The organism is Sorangium sp. So ce204, assembly GCF_051526795.1.
GTDB classification, from domain to species: Bacteria; Myxococcota_A; Polyangia; order Polyangiales; family Polyangiaceae; genus Sorangium; species Sorangium cellulosum_B.
The window spans coordinates 11,638,806-11,660,924 of record NZ_CP150317.1; the positions used below are offsets into that span (position 1 = coordinate 11,638,806).

Consider the following 22,119-nt stretch of genomic DNA (forward strand, 5'->3'; position numbering starts at 1 on the left):
CGGCAGCCTCTGCACAGAAGAGCGAGGCACACAGCCTGCTCTGGGGTGCACCAAGGTGTTCGGGGGCCGCAAGGCTCATCAGGGACACCGGGGAGGACCAATGATCTCGATGCACAAGACGATGGGTTTCGCGATGATGCTGGCGCTCGGTGCCGGGTGCGCGGTCGGCGCGGACGACGACTTCGATATGGCTGACGAGAGCGTCGACTCCGCGAACAGCGCGCTGGAGGCGGACGAGCGCGGCGGGTACGCGACCCAGTCGCAGGCTCAGGCTCAGGTCGGCCAGATGGGGCCCAGCAAGCTCGGTCTGCCCCCCAGCAAGGGTCTGCCCTCGAAGGGCGTTCCGATGCTCCCCAGCAAGGGCGAGCTGCCCAGCAAGGGCGAGTTTCCGACCAAGGGCCTCCCGAGCAAGGGCGGCTACCCGAGCAAGGGCGGATACGCGCAGCAAGGCCCGGCGCAGCTCGGCCAGGCGTCCGACCTCTCGCAGGCTCAGATCGGCCAGGCGGGCCCGGCGCAGATCGGCCAGGCGGGCCCGGCGCAGCTCGGCCAGGCGGGCCCGGCGCAGCTCGGCCAGGCCGGCCTGGGGCAGACGGGCGTGGTCGGGCAGGAGACCGGGCAGCGTGAGGGCGAGCGCTGCATCGGCGGCTTCGGCGGCGGCTGGGGCGGCTTCGGCTGGGGCGGCTTCGGCCTCGGCGGCTTCGGCGGCGGCTGCGGTCTGACGGCGATCACGACGTCGATCACCAGCTTCGTGCCGGCCTTCAACCCCTGCTTCAACCCCTGCGGCGGCTTCGGCATCGGGTGGTGATCTGACCCCACCCTGCTGGCCGGCGCCAGGGACTCCACGTCGCAGGATCCCTCGGCGCCGCGCCAGTCCCCTCCTTTGACGAGGCTCGCGGGCGCCGGCCGCCCGGGGTTGGATATCCCGGGCTGCCGGTAGCCGCTCTCTCCCTCCTGCCGCTCGCGCACGAGCCACGCCCCGCCGCTCGCCGGCGGGGAGCGCGCGAGGACCCAGATCCGACCTTCAGCCGCCCTGACCGAGCGCGCGATCCAGGTAGAACGCCGCGCTGACCAGGCCGAGGTGGGTGAACGCCTGGGGGAAGTTGCCGAGCAGCTCTCCGCTCGGCCCGATCTGCTCGGAGTAGAGCCCGAGGTGGTTGGCGTACGTCAGCATCTTCTCGAAGATGAAGCGCGCGTCGTCGAGGCGGCCAGCGCGCGCGAGGGCCTCGACGAGCCAGAAGGTGCAGATGCTGAACGTGCCCTCCTTGCCGGTCAGGCCGTCGCCTGCGCCCTTGCCGAGCTCGTAGCGGTGGACGAGCGTGTCGCTCGCGAGCTCCTCGAGCGTGCGGTCGAGCGTGCCGAGGATCCGCGGATCGGTGGGGGAGATGAAGCGCATGAGCGACATGAGCAGGTTGCTCGCGTCGATCGCGGCCCCGCCGAAGGCCTGCACGAACGTCCTCCGCTGCGCGTCCCAGCCGCGCGCCATGATCGCCTCGTAGATGTCGTCGCGCGCGCGCGCGACGCGCTGCCGGTCGAGCGGCAGAGAGCGCTTGCGGCTGAGCCGCAGCGTCCGGTCGAGCGCGACCCAGCACTGGAGCTTCGAGTAGACGAACTGCTGCTTGCCGCCGCGCACCTCCCAGATGCTCTCGTCCGCCTGCTCCCAGCTCTGACACACCCAGGTTGCCATGCGCCGGAGCTCGCGCCAGAAATCATAAGAGATGGGAGATCCGTATTTGTCGAAGAGATATACCGAGTCGATGAGCTCGCCGTAGATGTCGAGCTGGAGCTGCGTCGTCGCCCCGTTGCCGACGCGGACCGGCCGCGACCCGCGGTAGCCGTCGAGGTGGGTGAGCGCGACCTCGGGCAGCTCGTGGCGTCCGTCGATGCCGTACATGAGCTGCAGCGGCCCGGTGGGGCCGTCCTCCTCGGAGACGCGGGCGCTCAGCCATTCCATGAAGCGCGCGGCCTCCTCGGTGTAACCGAGCCGGAGGAAGCCGTAGAGCGTGAACGCGGCGTCGCGCACCCAGACGTAGCGATAGTCCCAGTTGCGGACCCCGCCGATCTCCTCGGGCAGGCTGGTCGTCGCCGCGGCGACGATCGCGCCGGTCGGCTCGAACGTGAGCAGCTTGAGGACGAGCGCCGAACGATCGACCATCTCGCGCCAGCGCCCCTTGTAGCGCGAGCGGGCGAGCCACGACCGCCAGAAGGCGACCGTGCGCCGGAGGGCGTCCTCGCCGTCGATCGGCCTGGCGAGCAGATCGGCGCTCTCCGTCCAGTCCTCGACCTGGCGCAGCGAGAACGTGGCCGACTCGCCGGGCTGGAGCACGAAGTCGGCGGTGACGCCGCCGGCGCCGTCGCTCGACAGGGGGACGGGGCTGATGAGCGCCAGGTCGAGGCCATCGGAGTCGAAGACGGCGCCGCGCGGGTCGTCGAGGATCAGGCGGTGGGGGCGGCGGGCGAAGTCGATCGCGGGGCGGCAGGCGAGCCGGAAGCGCACCGCGCCGCGGACGGCCCGCGCGACGCGGACGATCTGGTGCATCCCGCGGCGGTAGGCGCCGTACGTGTCCCGGTGGATGGGCATGAAATCGCAGACCTCGCCCACGCCGTCCACGTCGAGGAAGCGCGTGAGCAGGACGTTGGTGTCGGGCATGTACATCTGCTTGTTGCGCGACGTGCCGTTCGCCGCGGAGAGCGCGAAGCGGCCGCCGCGCTCGTCGTCCAGGATGGCCGCGAACACGCTCGGAGAGTCGAAATGGGGGAGGCAGCACCAGTCGATGGATCCATCCATCCCGACCAGCGCGACGGAGTGCATGTCGCCGATGACGCCGTAAGACTCGATGGGCTTGTAGGGCATGGCGTTTCCCTAGCGCGAAGCGCTCCTTGGTGCCCCTCCCGAGCTACGGCAGCCGTCGCAGCTCTTCCGCCGCGATCGCGAGCGAGGGCAGGTTGGCCGGCGCCGCGGCCTGCCCGTCCACCAGCTCGACCAGCGCGGCCACGGTCGGCTCGGCAGCCTCGGCCTCCTGGCCTTTGAACTTTGAATATTTCTCGGTCTCCATCACGCCGGGCTGACCCCGGTAGTGGTGGAGCCATGTCTCCATCTCCCAGCGCGGGACCACGAGAGCGATCGGCTCGTCCCGCCCGCGCGGCTCTGCTCCTTCGCTCCTCAGCGCGTCCTCGAGCTCGCGGTGGCGATGCGCGACGGTGTGATTGTCGGCATCGATGTGGACGACCAATACCGTCGCGACGGACTTGTCGCGTTGCCTGCGGACCTCTTTTGCATAGTTCTTACGAACATAGTCCGAGCCGCACCCTTCTCCTGCAGGCAGGGGTGACACGCGCACGCGCTCGAAACCGCGCTCGTGCTTCAGGTAGCGATAGAGGACCGTCCGCGCCTGCTTGTCCTCGCAGAGCACGACAGCTGTCACCTTGCGGCTCATGCTTCACTCTCTCGCAAGAGGCCTCCGCGCGCGACGATCTCTGCGGGCGGGATCGCCTCGCCAGAGCTGAAGCGTTCAATTCGGGTCGGCCCACCCCTCTCCCGGAACATGGTGTAACCGTCCGCCGGCGCGAGCTGGTTGAGGTACTCCGGATGATGCGAGATGATGAAGATCTGCGTGCCGTTGCTCCGCTGGGCTCGATCGAGCGCCTCCATCAAGAACGGCTGGATCTCGTCGAGCGAGACATAGTTATCCGGCTCGTCCATGGCGACGGTACGGTTCTTCTCGATCTGGGTGTAGAGGACCACATAAAGCACGATGAGCACGCGCTGACCGTCGGAGAGCTCATCGAAATGCATCTGAAAATCCGCGCCGGCGGGACCGGCGAAGTTGGCTCGCAGCCAGCCCGTGCGCTGCTCGTCAACTCGGATCGACATTCCCTTGAAGCCGTCGATGACCTTGCTCAGGGCACCGATCGCCTGGGTCACTGCATCGGGGCGCTCCTGCCACAAGGTCCGGTACCAGCTGGCAAAATTGGCGCAGTCCGGCGCGAGAAACGGATCTTCTCGGTCGGCACGGCCGCTCACCCTCGCGGGGTTCGGGCGCAGCACGACCAGCCCGCTCAGCCACTCCTTGAACCACGTCAGTCTCTTGTTGGCCGGCCCCGGCACCACCGCTGCTAGACCGGACTTGCGCCAGTTGCCAGGGAAAGACGGGCCGAGCTCCCCACTGTCCTTGTGGAGCTGAATCTGGCCGCGTTTAAAGGAGAACAGTGGCACACTATCCACGTGCAGCGTCTCTGTCGCGATCCGGGCCTCGCCGCGGCCATGCTCGTGCTCGATGGTGAGTTTGTACTGAAACAACCCATCCGGTCCGGCCACGTCGATCTCGAATTTCTGCTCCTTCCGGAGATCCCAGCGCGTGCAGGTCGTCCCAGGGAAGACGCTCAACAGCGGGAGCTCTTCGCAGATCAAGTCACGGAGGAGGTGAAGGACCTCGAACAGCAGCGTCTTTCCCGTCCCGTTACGCCCCAAGAGGAGCGCGAGCGGCGCCGGCCTCCACTCGAAATTCTGGAAAGTCTTGAAATGGTCGATGTAGAGCCGCTTGATCATCGTCAGGTCCTCTTCCGATGCGGACTATAGCCCACCTCCGCCGCCCTCACGATCTCGGCGGCAGGCGCGAGAGCTTCCGCTGGAGCGAGCGGCGGTGCATCCTGAGCTTGCGCGCCGCCTCCGAGATGTTCCCCTCGCAGTCCGCGAGCACGCGCTGGAGGTACTCCCACTCCACCCGGTCGAGCGACGGCAGGTCCTCGTCGTCGTCGCCGCGCGCGGCCGGGGCGACGCCGAGCAGCGACCGCGCGCACTGGGCGGCGTCCACCGGCTTGGTCAGGTAATCGACCGCCCCGGCCCGGATCGCCGCCACCGCGTTCGCGATGGTGCCGTATCCGGTGAACACCACGATACGGATGCCGTCATCCATGCTCCGCAGCGTCCCCACGAGGTCGATCCCGCTCTGCCCCGGCATCCGGACGTCCACGAGCGCGTACTCGAACACGTGCCTTCGCGCCATCGCCGCGGCCTCCTCGGCGCTTTCGGCGAGGGACACCGCGAACCCGCTCTTGCCGAGGGCCTGCCCGAGCGCGGTCCGGAAGGTCGCGTCGTCGTCGACGATGAGCAGCGTCGGCTCGCCGGCGGCCTCGGAGCTCATGAGTCCACCGGCGCGAGGCGCAGGGCGACGCGCGTGCCGCGCGCGCCGCGCTCGTCGGGCCCCTGCCTCGGCGACACGGTGAGGCAGCCGCCGACCTGCTCGATGAGCGTCCGCACGAGGTAGAGCCCGAGGCCCATGCCCTCGCCGGGCGCCTTGGTCGTCACGAACGGCTCGCCGAGCCGCCCTTCCAGGCCGGGCGCGACGCCCGCGCCGCCGTCCTCGACGCTGATCACCGGCGCGCCGCCCTCCTCCCCGACGGTGACCACGATCGGCTCCGCGGCCGCGGGGCTCGGCCCGAGCGCCGCGAGCGCGTTGTCGAGCAGCGCGAACAGGGCCGCCTCGACGTCGGCCGCGTCGAGCGGCACCGTGCGGCGCGGCGCGAGATCGCCGCGCACCTCGACCGCGACGCCGGGGTGCGCCGCCTGCCAGGCCTCGACGCCGCGCCGGGCCGCCTCGCCGACCTCGACCCCGGCGCGCAGGTCGTTCGCCCGGACGTCCGCCCGCATGCGCGCGATCACCACGCGGCAGCGCTCGACCTGCTCCGCGATCGTCCGGGCGCGGCGCTGCGCGGCGTCGCTCGATCCGGGGTCGCGGAGGCTCTCCCCGGCGAGCACCGCGATCGTGCCGAGCGGGGTGCCGAGCTCGTGGGCGGTGCCGGCCGCGAGCGCGCCGAGCGCCTGGAAGCGGGACGCCTCCTCCGCGCGCCGGCGCAGCGCCGCGTTCTCGGCCGCGCTCTCGTCGAGCGCGCGGCGGATCTTCAGGAGGACGTGGGCGACGAGCGCCGCGCTCAGCACGAAGGCGAGGAGCATCCCGTAGAGGTGGGTGGAGAACGCGCCGTGCTCCGGGTGGCTCGGGCAACACGCGCCGGCGGGGAGCGCGAAGAGCGCGGCGAAGAGGCAGGCCGCGAGCGCCGCGAGCGCGAAGGTCGTCCGCGGCGGCAGGAGCGCCGCGGCGAGGGCGACGTGCACGAAGAAGAGGGCGCTGAACGGGTTGCCCGCGCCGCCCGACGCGGCGAGGACCCCGGCGATCGCGACGAGATCGAGCGCCACGACGCCGGCGACGAGGGCCGTCTGCGCGCCCCGCTCCGAGCGGACCCGCCGGTCGAGGGCGAGGTTGAGCCCGGCGGCCAGCGCCAGGATGGGCACGGCGATGGCGTACCGTACGTGATAGCCGAACAGCGCCTCGTCGACGGCCAGGGTCGCCGCGAGCAGCGCGAACACCGCCCAGCGCAGTCCGACGAGCCACCGGAGGACGATCCCTCCCGCCGGCGCCCGCTCCAGGGAAGCTTCGTGCGTCACGGCCGGACTATAGCGCGAACGCCCGGGCGCGGCGCTCGATGCGGCGAGCGCCGCGCCCCGTCGCCTCGCTCCTCGCCCCGTCCCCACCTCGGCCCGGCGCGGCCGTCGGCGTAGCCGTACTCCTGGTCGTGGTCGTGGTCGTATTCGATCAGGTAGGCGGGACGAAAGGGTCAATGCCCTCCCCGCAATCATGTGAACTCCCGCCGAGCAATTGCGACAGCGACCGGATCCCTGTGGTCTCCGAGCAAGGCCAGGCGTAGGTTGAGCGCCATGAGAGAAGCGGCATTCGCGCTCTTGTTCCTGGCGGCGGCAGGCTGCGGCGCTGGTGGCGCGCGATCTCGGCACGGGCAGCCCGCTCCCGCGGCGAGCCCCGTGGTGGTGGACGAGATGCGGCTCGAAGAGGAGCTGCACCGGCTGGACCTGCTCGAGGGCGATATTTACGCGCAATCCCCGTCCAATGCTCCCGGCAATCCGCGCGATCGTTGCGCTGACGGCGATCGCGAGGTTCTGTCCAGGATGCAGGCATTCAAGCTCCTGATGGGGAACCCGCGGAAGCAGTCCGCGGACGGGAAATATTACGGTCTCCTGCAGAGCGGGAGGCCGGAGGAGCTCTTGCCGGCGATCTATTTAAGGAGGTACTACTTCGAGGGTCTGCTGGAGTGTGTTCGTGGCCTGACAGGCGCAGGCCCCCGCAATGCGAGGGAGGAACATCACGTCTCCATCCTCACACAGTCGAACTTCGACGCTGAAACCAGCCGCGGGCTTGTTCTGGTGGACTTCATGACCCACTGGTGCGGACCTTGCAAAATGATGGCGCCCGAGCTGGAGAAGCTCGCGCGCCATCATCGAGGCGAGATCCGGGTCGGGAGGGTGACCGCCGATCGGCACCGGGAGCTGATCGAGAGGTTCGATATCACGACCTTCCCGATGCTGGTCCTCCTCAAGGATGGCGAGGAGGTGGCGCGAATCAGGAAATATCATACGTATCCAGAGCTCCTGGCATGGGTCCGGGGCGCGATGTCGGGGCAAAGCTCGCCGTCGAGCGCCGACTTGCCGCGGGGTGACCAGGCTTCGGCCGGCGACGTCCGCTGAGCCGCGCTCGCCTGCTTTTCATCCCTTGTTTGCGTCCGCGGCCTCGTCGGAAGGTTGACCTCCCTCCTGAGCGTCACTTTCCGGGCTATCAGGTTCCCGCGCACCTTCGCCCTCCTCAGGGTCGTCCACCCGCACCTCGCCCACGCAGATATCGCGACATTCGTGGTCTGGAACCGTCGTGTCACAGCCTGGCTCCTTTACCACCGGGCACGGCGCAACGCAGCCTGACCCATGAAGCGAAGGAGCGCAGATCAACCATGTGATACCAAGCTGTTTTCTCACGGCCTTTTCCATGCCTTTCGACGTCTGGAGCGGCTTTCAGCCGGTCGCTCGACGAACATCGCCGCGCGCGAGCTCGTGGCCCCCATCCTTATCGGCCCCCTCCTGGGCGCTCCCTTCCGTCGCGCCCCAGCGTATACGAGCTCGCCGGTCCGGAACAAGCGATGATGCCCGGAAAGGACCGCCATAGATGCGCGTCGGATGAGGATTTCCGTCCCCGACACGTAATGCCAATCTCGATGTCCCTCGAGACCTCCGACGAGCCGGAAACGTCTAGAGCGACAAACGGGTTGAAACCGCCAGAAGAGAGCAGAATTCGAACCGCCAAGGCGCCAACGACGCCAAGAGAATCACAAAAATCTTGGCGTCTTATGGCGCCTTGGCGGTTCACTTCTCGCTCGATCAACGTGATCGGTCTTCTAGCCGTACACACTGGTGCGATGTTAGTGAAGAGGGACGCTGTGGCGTCGCGTGCGGCGAGCGCCGTCGGTAGACCGGGGTGGTGCATGCGCGGTCCTCGACCAGTAACTTGTTTTTCATCGGGAACTGCGCTGTTCCTCGCGCTGCTCGCGCCCGCCACCGCGCGCGCGGCGGAGCCCCCCGAGCGCTCCCGGCCCGTCAAGGAGCTCATCCGCGAGGCCGAGGCGGCCGAGGCTCGCCTCGATATCGCGCGGGCCCGGGCGCTGTGGGCCGTGGTCCACGCGATCGACCGGTCGAACGTCGCGGTATGCGCCATGGGCCAGCTCGACGCCCGGATGGACCGCTTGGCGGAGGCCGTGGTGGAGCTGTCGCAATGTGTCGACGAGATGCCGGCCCGCGCACGGAGGAGGAGCGCAGCCTGTATGAGCGGCGTCACGCCGATCTCGCCCATGCCCAGGCGCGGGTGGGCGAGGTGGTCCTGGTGCCGGCGCCTGGTGTCGTGGGCATGCTCGTGAACGGCGGCGGGGTGAAGCACGGCAGCAGCCGCTTCCACGTGCCGCCCGGCCAGCGCGGGGTGACGGCCGTCGGTGGAGATGGGCAGGACGCGCGCGCGACCGTGAAGGTGGGAGCAGGCGAGTCGAAGCCGGTGCCGCTAACGTTCGACGAGCCGGCGAAGCCGGCGCCGGCCTTGGAGGACCGCGCGAAGGCGCCGGAGGGTGCGCCGGAGCCTCGGGCTCCGCGGCCGGCGGCGCCGAAAGGGGCGCCGCAGGGGGTGGCCCGTCCCGGGCCGGATCTCGGGTTCATCGTGACGGGCGCGCTGAGCTCCGCGGGGCTCTTCGCCGCGAGCGCCGTGTGCACGCGGAGCGCGCAGCGGCTTGAGCAGGAGGCGAAGGCCGCCGAGGTTCACGAAGGCAAGCCGAGGATCGCGGGCGCGACGCCCCCGACTGACTCCCGCACGAGCATCGACGACCCTGGCAGCGCGAAGCTGATGAGGATCCTCGGGACCGGCGCGATGCTCGCGGGCGCGATAGCGGGCGTGGGCACCCTCTTGTACGTGTGGTTGCCGAACGACACGCAGTTCGGGGCGGGAACGCAAGGCGTGGGAGTTAGCGTGCGATGGTGAGCGCCGGCGCCGTCTCGCCCGGCGCGCTCGGGGCGGCCTGACGGGGCCCCGCCGCCGCTCCGGGGCGGCGGAGCTCGGGGACGTCGCCCCGCTAGAGCGACAAACGGGTTGAAACCGCCAGAAGAGAGCAGAATTCGAACCGCCAAGGCGCCAACGACGCCAAGAGAATCACAAAAATCTTGGCGTCTTATGGCGCCTTGGCGGTTCACTTCTCGCTCGATCAACGTGATCGGTCTTCTAGCAATCATCCTGGCAGCACGTGATATGAAAGTCGGCCGATTCGAGACGGGCCGGAAGGCCGTCAGAGGCCCTCAGATCTCGGCATATCGCCGAATAAACGTCGGCTTCGTAAGGACGGTCATTCGTCTTGGTGAACATGACCTCGCAAATTCCGGAATAGGTATATCCTTCTAGCATAACGACGACGTTGGCCTCCTGAGGTGGATCCTGGACCACGCCGTCGGATTCCTTCAGAAATATGGCATTGAATTCACTGCTAAGAAGCTGATCCGGCGGGGTTCCACTTACAGTTTGCTCGTTCACCAGCTCAAACCACGGCGCCATGTCGCCACCGGCGCGGCACCTAATACCCCAATTGTCGCCTGATTTTACCGTAGTAGAACCAGTGTTCCCAGTGTCCATGACGAAGACCTTATCGACTTCAGGCACACCTGCCACCCTCGATACGAAGGTAGCAACCGCTTTGCCGCTGATCTGGGTCGTCACTTCGTCTTCGCCGCACCCGATCTGCGTCATCGCGAAGACGCACATCGGAACGAGGTTCCTTCCGCGTGTCAAGCTGACGAGCCGGCGGAATCTAGGCCCATGAGTCTGTGTACCGAGCATTGGAACTCAACTCCTATACGGTGCAATCGGACGCATTGCTCAATCTGCACAACAGGCCACCTCTACGGACGGGCGCTCCACTGTGCCGAGTACGATCGACCTGGCGTGCTTTGGAGCGCACGCCGCCGGTATCCATTCCGTGAATTCGGCCCGTATCGCCGCGAGCGGCGCACCCACCGTGATGTCCTGGCAGAGTGGAGCATCGATGTTTGACAGCGTTGAGCTGGCGAACTCGGCTCCGCACGAGGCATCCGCGTAGAGCGTGACACGGGCAGTACACTTCCCTCCGCTCGGCTCGCCACATTCGCAAGGTGTACAGGTCCGGTTGTCCACAAGCTGCGTTGCAAACTCTCTCCGCGTCCGAAACCCTTCCGCACAGGATCCGTCCTCCTCAGGCGTTATGCACAAGGCAGTGTCGACGGGCTGCACCAATTGGGGCTGGGCTTGGCAGGCTCTCGCGAAGGTCCCAGTGATCGGCGGCGGATCGGGCGTAGGAGACGGGATGCAAGGGGCCAGCGCCGGCGGCCCGTAGATGACCGAACCAAACGCGCTCGCGGGGATCGCTGGAGCGGAGGCGGCACACGTACCGTTCCAGCCATTTCCGGCGTCGAACAGGATCGGAAGCCCTGCGCCATCGGCGCAGATCAGCGCTTGCGCCGCTACCGTGGGCGCGAGAAGGCAAGACGCCGGTTGACATTCACAGGAGCCGCAATCGGCCGAAGCGACCTCGTTCGCCCAACCCTCCCAGAGGGGCAGCCGAAACCCGGGACACGGTGGAGCATCCGCCGGCTCACTGCCCGTCCAAATCCACATCGGACGTGCATTCCGCAGGGGAGGGGCCATGTCGAAATCATCTCCACACGCGATGAGCGCGAGCGCTGCTACCAACGAGAAGACGGACGTTCGCGCCATGACCCCTCGCGTCGTGTCAGAACGATGTGTCCCCGCCATAGAGATAGATGCCGTCAGCGCCCAGCTTCGCGCCCTGCGATGTCGGGGTCTCCGCAGGTTGGCGCCTCGACGCTGCGTCGCGCACCCTCGCGGGTTGCCGCGGTGCACCGACCTGCGCCACGCAGGGTGGCTGCCGGTCGGCCTCGGAGGGGCCGCGTGGACGCAGATCGCCAGGCGGCGGGACCGGCAACCCTGCGATGCGCGGAAGGCGCGCCTGGAGCTTGACGGGATGCTCGGACCAGCGGAGCGCCATGAGGGTACCGAGCACGCTGACCAGCGAGAGCGCCAGAGCCAGGAAGCGGGCGAGGCCACGGGGGCTCGTCCGCTCGGCTCCACGCGCAGGGCTCGGCTGGGCTCGCGGCGTCAATGGCAGCGGCTCGAGCTCTGGCACGTCGAACCCTGGATCCGACAGCGGCCCGGCGACGCCATCCTGGGGCGTCGTGGCGCCCGTCGCCGGCGCAGGCTCACGAGGTTGTACTGCCGGAGACGCCGGAACGATGGGCGATGAGGGCCGCCCCACGCCTCCGTCTTCCTCCTCCTCCGACGCGTCGAGCCCATCGCTGCCCTCGTTCGCCGGGCGTACGAACGGCTCCCAGGCGTCATCCTCACTCTCCGCCACTTCCGCGCGCGGCCTGCGACGGCGCGCGACGAACGGCACGGCGACGTCTGTCTCCCTTTCGCGGTTTGGATGCGAGCGCGAGAAGAAGTCGCTGAACTCGCGCTCTCGAACCGCGAGCTCCAGGAGCATCGCTCTGACGCTGGAGTACCGTTCCCGTGGATCCTTCGCGAGAGCCTTCCTTATCACATGGACGAGCGCCTGGGGCACCCAGACGGGAATGCGTGGCTCCCAGAGCTTGCCTGAGGGCCCCTCGGCCTCGCCTGGTCCTGAATCAGAGTACAGCGCGCGATTGCACAGGAGCTCATACAAGATCGTGCCGATCCCGTACACGTCGGTGCGAAGGCCGATATCACCCTCGAAGACCATCTCAGGCGCCGCATAGCGCGGCTCCCGGACGGCCTCCTCTCCGCTGATCTGAAAGAGCCGAGGGAATCCGAAGTGGGTGATGACATAGTGCTTGTCGGCGGTGATCAGCACGCGCTCGGGGCTCAGGGCGCCGTGTACGAAGCCGAGGTCATTCGCCCTCTGAACGAGGATGCCGATCTCGCCTACCTCGTCGATCGCGGTCATGCCGAGGTCCGCGCCGCGCGTCGCGTCCTTGAGTCGAATCGCGTCCTTGTGAAAGGTGGACACAGCCCACGCTGCATCCTGCCTGACGCCGCCGTAATGCACCCGCGCGATCTCCGGGACCTTGTCCGACAGCCGCCGCAAGCGCTCGATCTCGGACGCAAACAGCTTTCGGTCCATGCGCGCGCTCTCTCGGACGTGAAGCCAAACCAGGCCCTTGGGATCTCCGATCGGCCGCGCGAGGAACGTTCGCACCATGCCCCGTTCAAGCTCGCTTATCAGCTCGTGCCCCTCCCAGATCTCCCCGACCGCTACCATGCGAGCCTCACTTCCGCGTAGCTGCCTCGTGCCCGAAGCTCAACCTCGGTCCTGCGAGGCAGCGCGACAACCACGATCGTCGCGGCGCCGAGCGCGGCCCCGGCGATGACGGCCGCTGTGCCGATGGCGTGGAGCGTGTTGGCCCGCTCGTGTGCGCTCTTCGCCTCTTCGTAAAGCGATCCATACACGGGATCCCATCGGGGTATGTTTCCGTCCAGCGCGCTCTCCTTTATCGAATCCGACTCATCGTCCGCAGAATCCGCGGCCACGTGGAACCCGACTCCGACGGCGAGCCCCATCACCGCGGCGGAGGCGCCGGTCCATACGAGCCACGGCTTCGGGCCGTCGCTAGACTCCCTGAGCTTCGGGGAGATCCGCGCAGGAACGGCATGCGCCTTGGCCACCGCCGCCGCTGGTCGAGCGTCGAACGTGAGAGGCACACTGAGAGAATCCCCCGCTGCGACCTTCACGAGCGCGCGCGCGATCTCTCCCTGTGGACCCGTGGCGGTGATCTCATGCTGGCCAGGAAGGACATAAACGCTCCTGGTTGCTTCTACCTCCTTGCCGTCCACCAGGCTTCGTGTCGACCGCGGCGGCGGCAGGACACGAATTTCGCCCACATGACCCCGCGCGGCCGCAAAGTCGGCGTGCCTCACCTCGTAGAAGCGGCGCTCCGCGTCGTTCTTCGGAGCGGGCATCTGCTCGACACAAAGAGAGAGCTCGTTCGCGGCGGCATCCCAGCGACCGATACGGAGATCCAATTGGCCAAGCTGGCAGAGAGCCGCTGTCGTCGGCTCGAGATAGTTGATCTGAGCCCAATACGCGCGAGCCCCGGCCGCGTCCGCCCGCTTCATGGCCGCGTCGGCCAGCCGGAAGAGCTCCTGCAGCTCTGGCGACCGCGGCGGAGGGTCCGCCGCGTGGACTTGGGAGGCGAGAACGAGGCTCAGGAAGGCTGCTGCTGTCGATGCGAAGACGACTCGTGCAGAACCGCTCACGGTTCACCTCGGCCCAAACGAGGGGGACCCTACGCCGTGCTGACCCAATTCAGCACGGCGCTACTTTGTACCCGATCCGGGCCGTCAGGAATAGCTGGTCAGAAAGCAAGGGCTTCGGTGACCTGGCATTGCGTCTTCGCGCCGAAATTTCTCACAAAAAATGAAACTTGGGCGATCTTTCACCGGCCCGATGCGGGACGCGATGATCACCGACAGAGGCAGGGGCGCCGCGACGCGCCCGGCGCGGGTGAGTTTCCGTCCGCGCCGGCGGGCACGCCGGCGCCCCGCGCCCTCAGCCGTCCTCGGCCGGCGCCGCCTGGCCCGGCGCGGCGCCCTTCGCGGGCCGGCCGCCGCCGCGGAAGGTCGACAGGAAGTCGAGCAGCGACTTGTAGCGGAGCGGCATGTCCGGGTGATCCTCGGCGAGCGCGGTGATGCGCCGCGCGATCTTCTGCAGCATCCCGATCCCCTCGTGGTCGAGGACGAGCCGCTGGTGGTAAGCGGACAGGTAGACGGCCTCCAGCACGACCTCGCGCGCGGAAAGCTCCTTGTGCGCCGCCTGGACGCGCAGGAGGTCTTCCGGGCTCACGTCCTTCACCCGGAGCACGTCGGCGTCCTCTTCCACGAGCTCGGCGACGTCATCGAGCAGGTTGATGTAGCCGGGGAGCGCGCGGCGGAGCCGCTGCACCTCGGAGGTCTTGAGCGTTGGCTTGTAGGCGATGCCGACGAGCGCGGCGAGCTCTCCCGCACCGATCACCTTCGCCTTCTTCGTCGCCTACACCGAGCCGCTCTTCTTCGCCGAGCCGCTCTTCTTCGCCTTCGCCGAGCCGCTCTTCTTCGTCGCTGTCGCCGTCGTCGCCTTCTTGCTGGCCGCCATCTGCGCCCTCCTCCACCCGACGCTGGTCGGGAAGGTCGATGGTATGCTTCCCGGACGGACGCCGTCCAGGAGGGCAGGACGGCGTCTCGCCGCCCCGCGGGGGAATCCGCGGCCCTGGCGAGGGCGGAGACCTCCTCGAGGGGAGCATCGCGTCCCACGGCATGGCAGAGAACCTCCCGGCGGGGGGCGAAAACCTTCCTTCAGGGGAGGTTAACCTCCCCGCGATGGTCCGCGAGGACGCATGCTCGCGCTGCGCGCTCCGAGGAGCTCCTGCTGGTGGTCCGCTCACGGCAGGCTCAATCCCGCGCCGCGCTCGAGACGAGCGGAACGAGGTCGCGCGCCTCGAGAGGGCGCCGAGGTCGACCCCGAGGCCGGCGCCGCGCTGTCTGCTCCGGTGCCGTGGCCGGATCCGACTTTACTTCGCCGCTTTGTCCGGTTGCTCCTCGATCAAAATTCGAGGGAACCAGTGTCCTGTCGCGCCTTCCTGCGTATAAAAATTCCCTTCGTCTGCGACGCTGTCCAGAAGGATCGGGACGAGATACAGCAGATGCGTCAGCGCCTGAATCGAGTCCTCTCCCGTTCCGAAGCGACGCTGCACCGTGCCCTTCGGTCCGACAATCTCGCAGGGAGCACGCCAATGGCCTCTAGATAGGTATGGGTGTCCGAGACGCACGATGACCTTTTCCTCGCTACCATCCTTCCTCTTCAGCATCAGCTCTCGCTCACCCAGCACGTCCACTTTTGCAAGCATCAGCTCGTTGCTGACCTTGGAACCAACCTCTGATGCGATTCTCGACACGAAGCGCCAAGCTTCCGTTTCCTGAGTAGACTCTCGCTCCACGGGGCCGTTGCCGTTGGACAGCTCAACGGATCCACGGACCGTCATGGCCTCAAGCTGAGCATCGAGGATCAGGAACGCGTGGAACAGAGCCTGAGCCTGGTCCAGGCCGCGCGCTCGGTCTACTGTACCGGCTTTCCCCGCTTGCTCCACTTGGACGTCTACACACCATGTGCCATCGCTTTCTGGTTCTGGATGGCCAAATCGAGCGACTACGGTCTGAGCCGGTGAGCCGTCGGAAGGCAAAAAAACCAGCTTCCGCTCTCCGAGGATCTTGTCCATGCATCGTCCGATACACGCTTCCGACGCCTAGTCAAGCGGGAGAAGCGCCCGTCCAAGCTCAGACGGAATTCTCTAACTCTTCGGAGCGTGACACATCCCACACACCGTACTCAGCCGCATTCGCGATTGAACACCGCGCGCCCCAGCCTATTGCGCAGGTTACATTCGCCCTTGTAGTACCACGGACAGCGCTCACCACAGTACAGGTCCCATCGATCGAACATAGCCGAACCGGCGGCTTCGCACCCGTTGCGACAATTTTTTTGACAGAGACCGTATCCTTCCATCGATTCAGAGTGACACTGCCGCGCACCATTTCCCGAAAGACGGGCGCAGAGCTGGCTCCAATGCCGATGATACAGCTCACACGCATCCTCACAGGCACCTCGCGACAAGGGCTCGTCGAGTGCTTCAGCAGCTAGATCCGGCGGTGCAGACGGATCGGGAAGCGAACCAATGTCGCTCGTCTCCTCGACGTACCATTCTGACGGCTCATGGGCGGTTTGTTCGGTTGGACTCACCACGCAACCAGCGCACTGCATGACAAACGCAGCTGCGATGAATTTAACAGCATTCATGCGCCCTCCCGCGAGGATCGGCCGTTCCTCAGCGACGTCTATAGGGCAGTATCGAGACGCCGTAAGCAGCTTCGTGTTACGCTCAGAATTGCTCCACCATTCGTTCATGGGGGACACATGAGATCTTAGCGTTCAGGCACCGGCGGCACGTCCGTCTGCAGCGGAACGATCCTCGGTGGAGGTGTTCGTCAACTGATCGGTCGACGAGCGCCCAAGGGCCAGGCGCGCCGCGTTCGTCGAGGCGGCCCGCCCTCGATGAGCCGCCGGATTGCGATGCCGAGCCCCGCGTCATCGTATAGGAAAGGGAGCCCATGGCGACGTGTCCCCACCTCCGCCACCTCCGCCACCTCCGACGCGCGCGCGCGTTCGCGCTGCCGGTGCTCCTTGGCCTCAGCCTGCTCCCCGCGGCCGCCGCGGCGCAGCCGGCGGCGTCCGGAGAGACGCCCGAAGGCCCGCTGTTCGCGCCCCGACCCGCCGTGCGGCGCGGCGGGCTCGCCGCGGGCATCGCCGGAGGCCTGGCGCTCGGGAGCGCCGCCGGCTTCCAGAACGACGTCCAGAAGATCGGATTCGAGCGCCATTACACCGAGACCGGCGTCGGGATCGGCGGGGGAGGCTACGTCTGGATCGGCGGCGCGCTCGCGGACTGGCTCACGTTCGGCGCGGCCTTCGGCGGACACGGCCTGAGCGCGGCGGACCACACCTCCCTCGCCGGCGGGTTCATGCTCCACACCGAGGTCTTCCCGCTCTTCTCGCTCGCGGATCGGTGGAGGGACGTCGGCGTCACCTTCGACGCCGGCACGGGCGTCGCGTACACGACCGCCGACACAGGCGGCGCCGAGGTCATCGACGGCGCCCTGCCGGCCCGCATCGGCGGCGGCGTGTTCTACGAGGGGATCCGGCTCTGGAAGGTGGCGATGGGCCCGTGGCTCTACGCCGACTACACGTGGAGCACGTCCGTCCGCCAGCCAGGGTTCTACCTGGGGTGGCGCACCGCCCTCTACACAGGGCCCTGACCGGACGGCGGCCTGGTCCGGGGCGCCGCGGCGCCGAGCTCGAGCGGGCTCCGCCGCGCCTGCGCGTCCCCCTCCGGGAGCGCCAGCGTGAGCCGGACGCCGCGCCGGATGAGCTGCATCGCCGCGTACGACGCCATGCCCACCAGGATCCTCCGGCCGATCTCGCGGGACACGCTCGGCTTGCCGCGCGGCGCCACCCGCTCCGGGTGCCGCCAGAAGCGCACGAGCGCGCGGAGGCGCTCGCCGCCCGGCCGCTCGCTGCGCGCGCGGGCCTGCTTGATCAGCGCGATCGCCGCCACGCCGCCCGCGATCGCGAGCACGAGCCCGCCGGCGAGCACCTCGGGGCCGTGCCGGCGCACCTTCGACCGCACGTCGACGAGCGCGTGGCGCCGCCGATCGAGCGCCTCGATCGTGTGCATCAGCCGGTCGCGCAGCTCGTCCGCCCTGCGCTCGAAGTCCGCGCGTTGACCGTTTAGCCCCTTCATACGAGCTCCCGGACCAGCCGGACGTCCGCCCCGAGGCGGCCCCGGGTCCTCTCGAGCGGCCTCCTCGGCGCGCGCTTGTAGCCGACCATGCCCACCACGATCGCCAGCGTGATGAACGCGAGCCCGATCAGCAGCGCCGGCAGCGGCTCCGGCGCGATCGCCAGCGCGATCGCGACGAGCACCAGCGCGACCCCGAGCAGCGCCGCGGCCGCCGCCGCGCCGAGAGCGACGCACGACGCCTTCGCCCGCGCGATCTCCTCGTTCATCTCGTCGCGCGCCAGCGCGACCTCGACCTGCATCAGCTCCCTGGCCTCGGCGATCGCCTCCTTCACGAGATCTGCCGTCGAGCTCTCCGGCCTGGGATCCACCTGCCTCATGGGACACCTCTTCGCCTCGCGGCGTGAACGCGCTCGGGGGCGGCGCAGGCAGCGGCGCGCGGGTCACCACCGAGCCCCCGCCACCGACTGCGCCACGGCACCCTCGCCGTGCGTCGCTGTGCATACGGCGCGCCAGCCCCATCCTCGCGGAGGCACGGGCGCTGCGCGGCCCTCGCGGAGGCGCGCGCCGCGCGGCCGCGGCGGCCGCTCTCGCTCGCTCCGGGCGGCGGGCGATCAGGGCAGGACGCCGGAGACCACGCGCTCGTGCCCGCCGTAGTCGAGGTGCCTCGAGACGCCGCCGAACCCCGCCGCGGCGAAGAGCTCTGCCACCGCGCCCGCCTTGCCGGCCTCGACCTCCATGGCCAGCACCCCGCCGGCGGCGAGCAAGGCCGGCGCGCCCGCGACGATCCGGCGCGTGAAGACGAGGCCGTCCGGGCCCCCCGCGAGCGCGAGGTGGGGCTCGTAGCCGCGGATGTCGATCTGCAGCGCGGCGACGTCCTCGTCCGGAATGTACGGTGGGTTCGCGGTGATCAGGTCGAAGCGATGGCCGGACGGCACGCCGGCGAAGAGGTCCGAGCGCAAAAACCCCGCGTTGACCGCGCCGAGGCGGAGCGCGTTCTCGCGGGCGACGGCGAGCGCGCCGTCCGAGATGTCGACGCCGAGGACGCGGCTCGTCGGCCGCTCGCACGCGACGCTGATGGCGACGCAGCCGGACCCGGTGCACAGGTCGAGCACGCGCGCGGAGAGGGCGAGGTGCCTCGTCCGGGCGAGGCCGACCTCGACGAGGATCTCGGTGTCGGGGCGGGGGATGAGCACGCGCGGATCGACGCGGAACGGGCGGCCGTAGAACTCCCGCACACCGAGGAGATAGGCGACCGGCTCGCCGGCGCGGCGGCGCTGGTGCAGCTCGCGGTAGGCGGCGAGCTCGGCCCGGTCGAGCGGCCGCTCGGCGTCGATGAGCAGCCCGACGCGATCGATGCCCAGCACCTTGCCGAGCAGGAGCTCGGCGTCGAGGCGCGCCGAGGACGCGCCGCGCTTCTTCAGGTCGCCCGTGGCCCAGGTGATCACGCGCCGGATCGTCCAGGCCTCGCTCTGCTGCTCGCCTTCGGACATGGTCACGGGAGCGGGGCGGCGCCGACGGCGTCGCGGACGGCGGCGGTGACGGCGGCCTCGACCTCGGCGCGGGCCGCGTCGCGGTCCGCGACGGACCGCCCCTCGAACCGCAGCACCAGGATCGGGCCGGTGTTGGAGGCGCGGCAGAGGCCCCAGGCCCCGCCGCCGAAGTCGATGCGCGCGCCGTCGATGTCCACGACCGGACGGGCGCGGCGGAAGTGCTCGGTCACGCGGCGGACGACCTCGAACTTCACGGCGTCGGGGCAGTCGACGCGGATCTCGGGGGTGGCGAAGGTCTCCGGCACGTCGGCGAGCAGCTCGCCGAGGGGCCGCCGCGCCCGGGCGACGATCTCGAGCAGGCGGACCGTCGCGTAGATCGCGTCGTCGAACCCGAACCACCGATCGGCGAAGAACATGTGCCCGCTCATCTCGCCGGCGAGCAGCGCGCCCTCCTCTCTCATCTTGGTCTTGATGAGCGAGTGGCCCGTCTTCCAGAGGATGGGGCGCCCGCCGCGCGCGGCGATGTCGGCGTAGAGCGTCTCGGAGCACTTCACCTCCCCGAGCACGGCCGAGCCGGGGCGCTCCGCGAGGAGCGCGCGCGCGAACAGGAGCAGCAGCTTGTCCCCCCAGAGCACCTCGCCGCGCTCGTCGACGACGCCGATCCGATCGCCGTCGCCGTCCCACGCGACGCCGAGCGCGGCGCCGGTCGCGAGCACGCGGGCGCGGAGCGCGTCGAGGTTCTCGGGCACGGTCGGGTCCGGGTGGTGGTTCGGGAAGAGGCCGTCGATGTCGCAGAAGAGCGCGTCCGGCGCGAAGCCGAGCGCCTCGAGCGTCCGGACGCCGAGCGGACCGGCCGCGCCGTTGCCGGCGTCGATCACGAAGCGGACGTCGGTGCCGGACAGGCGGGACGCGGCGCGCACCGCCGCGATGTAGTCCTCCGTGAGCTCGACCTCGGTGAGCGCGCCCCGCCCCGCCGCGGCGCTCGGGCCACCGGCCCCCTGCTCGATGAGGTCGGCGAGCGCCTGGATGTCCTCGCCGAAGAACGAGGCCTTGCCGCGCATGAGCTTGAACCCGTTGTCCGGCGCCGGGTTGTGGCTCGCCGTGATCATGATCGCGCCGTCGGCGTGGAGGTGGTGCGCCGCGAAGTAGAGCAGCGGCGTCGGCCCGACCCCCGCCGAGATCACGTCGGCGCCGCCCGCGAGCAGGCCGTCCGTGAGGGCGGAGAACAGCCGGTCGCTCGAGAGGCGGCCGTCCCGGCAGACCGCCACCTCCGGCCGAGCCCGGCGGGGGGGCGCCCCCGCGGCGAGCTCGCGGCCGAGGAGCAGGGCGAACGCGGCGCCGAGCTCGCGCGCGAGCTCGCTCGTGAGGTCGCGCTCGGCGGCGCCGCGGATGTCGTACTCGCGGAAGATGTGTCTGGGGACCTTCATGGACCAGGCAGAGGAGCGCGCGGCGCCCGCGCCCAGGACGCTCTGACACGGCGCAATCGTGGGCGAAACGAAAAACGCCGCCCGCGCAGCGTGGGCTCGCCGGCCCGTCGTCGCGCTCGCCGCCGCCTCGCCGCGCCGTCACCGCCCGTCACCGCCCGTCACCGCCCGTCACCGCCCGTCACCGCCCGTCACCGCGCTCGCGCCCCTCGCCGCGCCGACATCGCGATCGCGCCGCCGCGCCGCCTCGCCGGCTCACGGATTGCCTTCCTGGCCGCCGGGCGGGTAACTTGGGCGCGTGGAGCCCAGGACCACATGATGACGCGCGCCCAGAGGACCGGTCTCGCTGCCGTGGTGGCCCTCCTCGCCTGCAGCGACGCCGCCCGTGCGGCGGAGCCGTCGCCCACCGCCCTACCGATCACCGTCGTCGTCCTCCGGACGGACGACGCCTACGACCAGGCCGGCGCGCTGACCCAGGCGCTCCGCTCCGCCATCAAGGAGGCCCCGGGGTGGTCGGTCCGCGAGGAGGATTTCTCGCTCGAGGTCCTGACGCTCTCCCTCCAGTGCGACGATCGTCCCGACGCGGGCTGCCAGGCGCGCATCGCCGACCAGATCAAGAGCGACCGCTACATCTGGGGCATGCTCCGCAAGAGCGACACCGAGGTCGAGGGCGAGCTGCACCTCTGGACCCGCGGCAAGCCCGGATCGAGCGTGCCGGTGAAGTACAGCGCGAACCTCACCGAGGCCAACGACGAGCCGCTCCGCAAGATCGCCGCGGAGGCGATCGCGAAGCTGACCGGCGGGCCGCCGAGCGGGGCCCTCCGCGTGAGGACGGGCGCCGCGCAGGCGAGCGTCTTCATCGACGGAAAGCCCGCCGGCAACGTGCACAACGGCGAGGCGACCTTCACGGTCGCCGCCGGGCCGCACGACGTGCGCGTGAAGTCGGCCGGCTTCCTCGACTCCCAGGCGTCGGTCGTCGTCCTGCCCGTCGCCACGACGGACGTCGCGCTCAGCCAGATGCCAGCCGAATCGACGCGGACCAACTGGAAGCGCATGGGCGGGTTCATCGGCCTCGGCGCGGGGGCGGTGTTCGGCTCCGTCGCCGTCATCAGCTCCGTCCAGGTCGCGAGCATCCAGAGCGACGCGCGGTACGTGGCCTATCGAGGGCTGTTCACGGAGAACGTCGAGGACGTCTGCGCACTCGAGAACCGCAGGGCCATCCAGGACGACTTCAACGCCGACGCGAAGACGGCCCGCAAGGGCATCGATCTCTGCGAGAGGGCCGACACGTTCATGGCGCTCCAGTACGTCTTCTACCCGCTGGCGGTGGCGTCCGCGGGTGTCGGCGCGTACCTGCTCGTGACGAGCGACGGCCAGACCTCGGAGCGCGCGGGCTGGAGCGTGCAGCCCAGCGTCGGCCTCGGCGGCGGCGGCGTCGACGTGACGTACCGCTGGTGAGCTCTGCCTCGCTGCCCGCGATGACGGG

At 69.2% G+C, this 22,119-nt stretch carries 20 protein-coding genes; 5 read left to right on the forward strand and 15 right to left on the reverse strand.

Annotated elements, in window-relative coordinates:
- Positions 1-109: 109 nt before the first annotated feature.
- Complete coding sequence (locus WMF22_RS43930; protein ID WP_438033576.1) at positions 110-805, forward strand: hypothetical protein; 696 nt, start codon at positions 110-112, stop codon at positions 803-805.
- A gap of 216 nt (positions 806-1,021) precedes the next feature.
- Here WMF22_RS43930 and WMF22_RS43935 read toward each other — a convergent pair whose 3' ends face one another.
- The 5 genes from WMF22_RS43935 to WMF22_RS43955 are packed head-to-tail and all read right to left on the reverse strand — an operon-like array spanning position 1,022 to position 6,439.
- On the reverse strand, positions 1,022-2,851 hold the full coding sequence (locus WMF22_RS43935; RefSeq protein WP_438033577.1) for a glycoside hydrolase family 15 protein: 1,830 nt from the start codon (positions 2,849-2,851) through the stop codon (positions 1,022-1,024).
- A 43-nt stretch (positions 2,852-2,894) separates the two neighbouring features.
- Positions 2,895-3,434: a hypothetical protein gene (locus WMF22_RS43940; RefSeq protein ID WP_438033578.1), complete on the reverse strand. Its 540-nt coding sequence runs from the start codon at positions 3,432-3,434 to the stop codon at positions 2,895-2,897.
- The gene (locus tag WMF22_RS43945) at positions 3,431-4,546 is read right to left on the reverse strand and encodes an AAA family ATPase (protein WP_438033579.1); all 1,116 of its coding nucleotides are present in this window, start codon (positions 4,544-4,546) and stop codon (positions 3,431-3,433) included. Before WMF22_RS43945 ends, WMF22_RS43940 begins: the two co-directional genes overlap by 4 nt.
- 46 nt (positions 4,547-4,592) lie before the next feature.
- Complete coding sequence (locus WMF22_RS43950) at positions 4,593-5,141, reverse strand: response regulator transcription factor (RefSeq protein WP_438033580.1); 549 nt, start codon at positions 5,139-5,141, stop codon at positions 4,593-4,595.
- Complete coding sequence (locus WMF22_RS43955) at positions 5,138-6,439, reverse strand: ATP-binding protein (RefSeq protein WP_438033581.1); 1,302 nt, start codon at positions 6,437-6,439, stop codon at positions 5,138-5,140. Before WMF22_RS43955 ends, WMF22_RS43950 begins: the two co-directional genes overlap by 4 nt.
- Positions 6,440-6,709: 270 nt before the next feature.
- Between WMF22_RS43955 and WMF22_RS43960 the strand changes: the two genes are divergently transcribed.
- Together WMF22_RS43960 and WMF22_RS43965 are read left to right on the forward strand one after the other, a co-directional pair.
- Positions 6,710-7,531 carry a thioredoxin family protein gene (locus WMF22_RS43960; protein WP_438033582.1) on the forward strand — a complete coding sequence of 274 codons (822 nt, stop codon included), beginning with the start codon at positions 6,710-6,712 and terminating at the stop codon, positions 7,529-7,531.
- A gap of 1,072 nt (positions 7,532-8,603) precedes the next feature.
- Positions 8,604-9,353, forward strand: a complete 750-nt coding sequence (locus tag WMF22_RS43965) for a hypothetical protein (protein WP_438033583.1) — start codon at positions 8,604-8,606, stop codon at positions 9,351-9,353.
- 237 nt (positions 9,354-9,590) lie between these two features.
- Here WMF22_RS43965 and WMF22_RS43970 read toward each other — a convergent pair whose 3' ends face one another.
- The 6 genes from WMF22_RS43970 to WMF22_RS43995 form a co-directional block, all read right to left on the reverse strand.
- Positions 9,591-10,124: a hypothetical protein gene (locus tag WMF22_RS43970; RefSeq protein WP_438033584.1), complete on the reverse strand. Its 534-nt coding sequence runs from the start codon at positions 10,122-10,124 to the stop codon at positions 9,591-9,593.
- Positions 10,125-11,127: 1,003 nt separating this feature from the next.
- Positions 11,128-12,516: a protein kinase domain-containing protein gene (locus WMF22_RS43975; protein WP_438033585.1), complete on the reverse strand. Its 1,389-nt coding sequence runs from the start codon at positions 12,514-12,516 to the stop codon at positions 11,128-11,130.
- Positions 12,517-12,647: 131 nt separating this feature from the next.
- The gene (locus tag WMF22_RS43980) at positions 12,648-13,649 is read right to left on the reverse strand and encodes a hypothetical protein (protein ID WP_438033586.1); all 1,002 of its coding nucleotides are present in this window, start codon (positions 13,647-13,649) and stop codon (positions 12,648-12,650) included.
- Positions 13,650-13,941: 292 nt separating this feature from the next.
- Positions 13,942-14,403 carry a hypothetical protein gene (locus tag WMF22_RS43985; RefSeq protein WP_438033587.1) on the reverse strand — a complete coding sequence of 154 codons (462 nt, stop codon included), beginning with the start codon at positions 14,401-14,403 and terminating at the stop codon, positions 13,942-13,944.
- Positions 14,404-14,938: 535 nt separating this feature from the next.
- Complete coding sequence (locus WMF22_RS43990) at positions 14,939-15,643, reverse strand: DUF6968 family protein (protein WP_438033588.1); 705 nt, start codon at positions 15,641-15,643, stop codon at positions 14,939-14,941.
- Between the two features lie 110 nt (positions 15,644-15,753).
- Complete coding sequence (locus WMF22_RS43995; RefSeq protein WP_438033589.1) at positions 15,754-16,329, reverse strand: hypothetical protein; 576 nt, start codon at positions 16,327-16,329, stop codon at positions 15,754-15,756.
- 203 nt (positions 16,330-16,532) lie between these two features.
- On the opposite strand from WMF22_RS43995, the gene WMF22_RS44000 reads away from it, so the two are divergent.
- The gene (locus tag WMF22_RS44000) at positions 16,533-17,234 is read left to right on the forward strand and encodes a hypothetical protein (RefSeq protein ID WP_438033590.1); all 702 of its coding nucleotides are present in this window, start codon (positions 16,533-16,535) and stop codon (positions 17,232-17,234) included.
- On the opposite strand, the gene WMF22_RS44005 is transcribed toward WMF22_RS44000, so the two are convergent.
- The 4 genes from WMF22_RS44005 to WMF22_RS44020 form a co-directional block, all read right to left on the reverse strand.
- On the reverse strand, positions 17,219-17,719 hold the full coding sequence (locus WMF22_RS44005) for a hypothetical protein (protein WP_438033591.1): 501 nt from the start codon (positions 17,717-17,719) through the stop codon (positions 17,219-17,221). The two genes, WMF22_RS44000 and WMF22_RS44005, sit on opposite strands and share 16 nt — an antisense overlap.
- Positions 17,716-18,096 (reverse strand): phage holin family protein, encoded by a 381-nt coding sequence (locus WMF22_RS44010; protein ID WP_437295877.1) that lies wholly within the window; start codon positions 18,094-18,096, stop codon positions 17,716-17,718. The genes WMF22_RS44005 and WMF22_RS44010 overlap by 4 nt, the downstream gene beginning before the upstream one ends.
- Positions 18,097-18,330: 234 nt before the next feature.
- Positions 18,331-19,209: a peptide chain release factor N(5)-glutamine methyltransferase gene (prmC, locus tag WMF22_RS44015; protein WP_438037330.1), complete on the reverse strand. Its 879-nt coding sequence runs from the start codon at positions 19,207-19,209 to the stop codon at positions 18,331-18,333.
- Positions 19,210-19,211: 2 nt separating this feature from the next.
- Positions 19,212-20,636 (reverse strand): phosphomannomutase/phosphoglucomutase, encoded by a 1,425-nt coding sequence (locus WMF22_RS44020; RefSeq protein WP_438033592.1) that lies wholly within the window; start codon positions 20,634-20,636, stop codon positions 19,212-19,214.
- Positions 20,637-20,948: 312 nt separating this feature from the next.
- Here WMF22_RS44020 and WMF22_RS44025 point away from each other — a divergent pair, with 312 nt between their 5' ends.
- The gene (locus WMF22_RS44025; RefSeq protein ID WP_438033593.1) at positions 20,949-22,091 is read left to right on the forward strand and encodes a PEGA domain-containing protein; all 1,143 of its coding nucleotides are present in this window, start codon (positions 20,949-20,951) and stop codon (positions 22,089-22,091) included.
- The last annotated feature ends 28 nt before the right edge of the window (positions 22,092-22,119 follow it).

What these genes read in the sequence shown, in the direction of transcription:
- WMF22_RS43930 (WP_438033576.1), top strand. Translation starts at nt 110, where the DNA reads ATGCACAAGACGATGGGTTTCGCGATGATGCTGGCGCTCGGTGCCGGG.
- WMF22_RS43935 (WP_438033577.1), bottom strand. Translation starts at nt 2,851, where the DNA reads ATGCCCTACAAGCCCATCGAGTCTTACGGCGTCATCGGCGACATGCAC.
- WMF22_RS43940 (WP_438033578.1), bottom strand. Translation starts at nt 3,434, where the DNA reads ATGAGCCGCAAGGTGACAGCTGTCGTGCTCTGCGAGGACAAGCAGGCG.
- WMF22_RS43945 (WP_438033579.1), bottom strand. Translation starts at nt 4,546, where the DNA reads ATGATCAAGCGGCTCTACATCGACCATTTCAAGACTTTCCAGAATTTC.
- WMF22_RS43950 (WP_438033580.1), bottom strand. Translation starts at nt 5,141, where the DNA reads ATGAGCTCCGAGGCCGCCGGCGAGCCGACGCTGCTCATCGTCGACGAC.
- WMF22_RS43960 (WP_438033582.1), top strand. Translation starts at nt 6,710, where the DNA reads ATGAGAGAAGCGGCATTCGCGCTCTTGTTCCTGGCGGCGGCAGGCTGC.
- WMF22_RS43965 (WP_438033583.1), top strand. Translation starts at nt 8,604, where the DNA reads ATGTGTCGACGAGATGCCGGCCCGCGCACGGAGGAGGAGCGCAGCCTG.
- WMF22_RS43970 (WP_438033584.1), bottom strand. Translation starts at nt 10,124, where the DNA reads ATGTGCGTCTTCGCGATGACGCAGATCGGGTGCGGCGAAGACGAAGTG.
- WMF22_RS43975 (WP_438033585.1), bottom strand. Translation starts at nt 12,516, where the DNA reads ATGGACCGAAAGCTGTTTGCGTCCGAGATCGAGCGCTTGCGGCGGCTG.
- WMF22_RS43990 (WP_438033588.1), bottom strand. Translation starts at nt 15,643, where the DNA reads ATGGACAAGATCCTCGGAGAGCGGAAGCTGGTTTTTTTGCCTTCCGAC.
- WMF22_RS43995 (WP_438033589.1), bottom strand. Translation starts at nt 16,329, where the DNA reads ATGAACGAATGGTGGAGCAATTCTGAGCGTAACACGAAGCTGCTTACG.
- WMF22_RS44000 (WP_438033590.1), top strand. Translation starts at nt 16,533, where the DNA reads ATGGCGACGTGTCCCCACCTCCGCCACCTCCGCCACCTCCGACGCGCG.
- WMF22_RS44005 (WP_438033591.1), bottom strand. Translation starts at nt 17,719, where the DNA reads ATGAAGGGGCTAAACGGTCAACGCGCGGACTTCGAGCGCAGGGCGGAC.
- WMF22_RS44010 (WP_437295877.1), bottom strand. Translation starts at nt 18,096, where the DNA reads ATGAGGCAGGTGGATCCCAGGCCGGAGAGCTCGACGGCAGATCTCGTG.
- prmC (WP_438037330.1), bottom strand. Translation starts at nt 19,209, where the DNA reads ATGTCCGAAGGCGAGCAGCAGAGCGAGGCCTGGACGATCCGGCGCGTG.
- WMF22_RS44020 (WP_438033592.1), bottom strand. Translation starts at nt 20,636, where the DNA reads ATGAAGGTCCCCAGACACATCTTCCGCGAGTACGACATCCGCGGCGCC.
- WMF22_RS44025 (WP_438033593.1), top strand. Translation starts at nt 20,949, where the DNA reads ATGATGACGCGCGCCCAGAGGACCGGTCTCGCTGCCGTGGTGGCCCTC.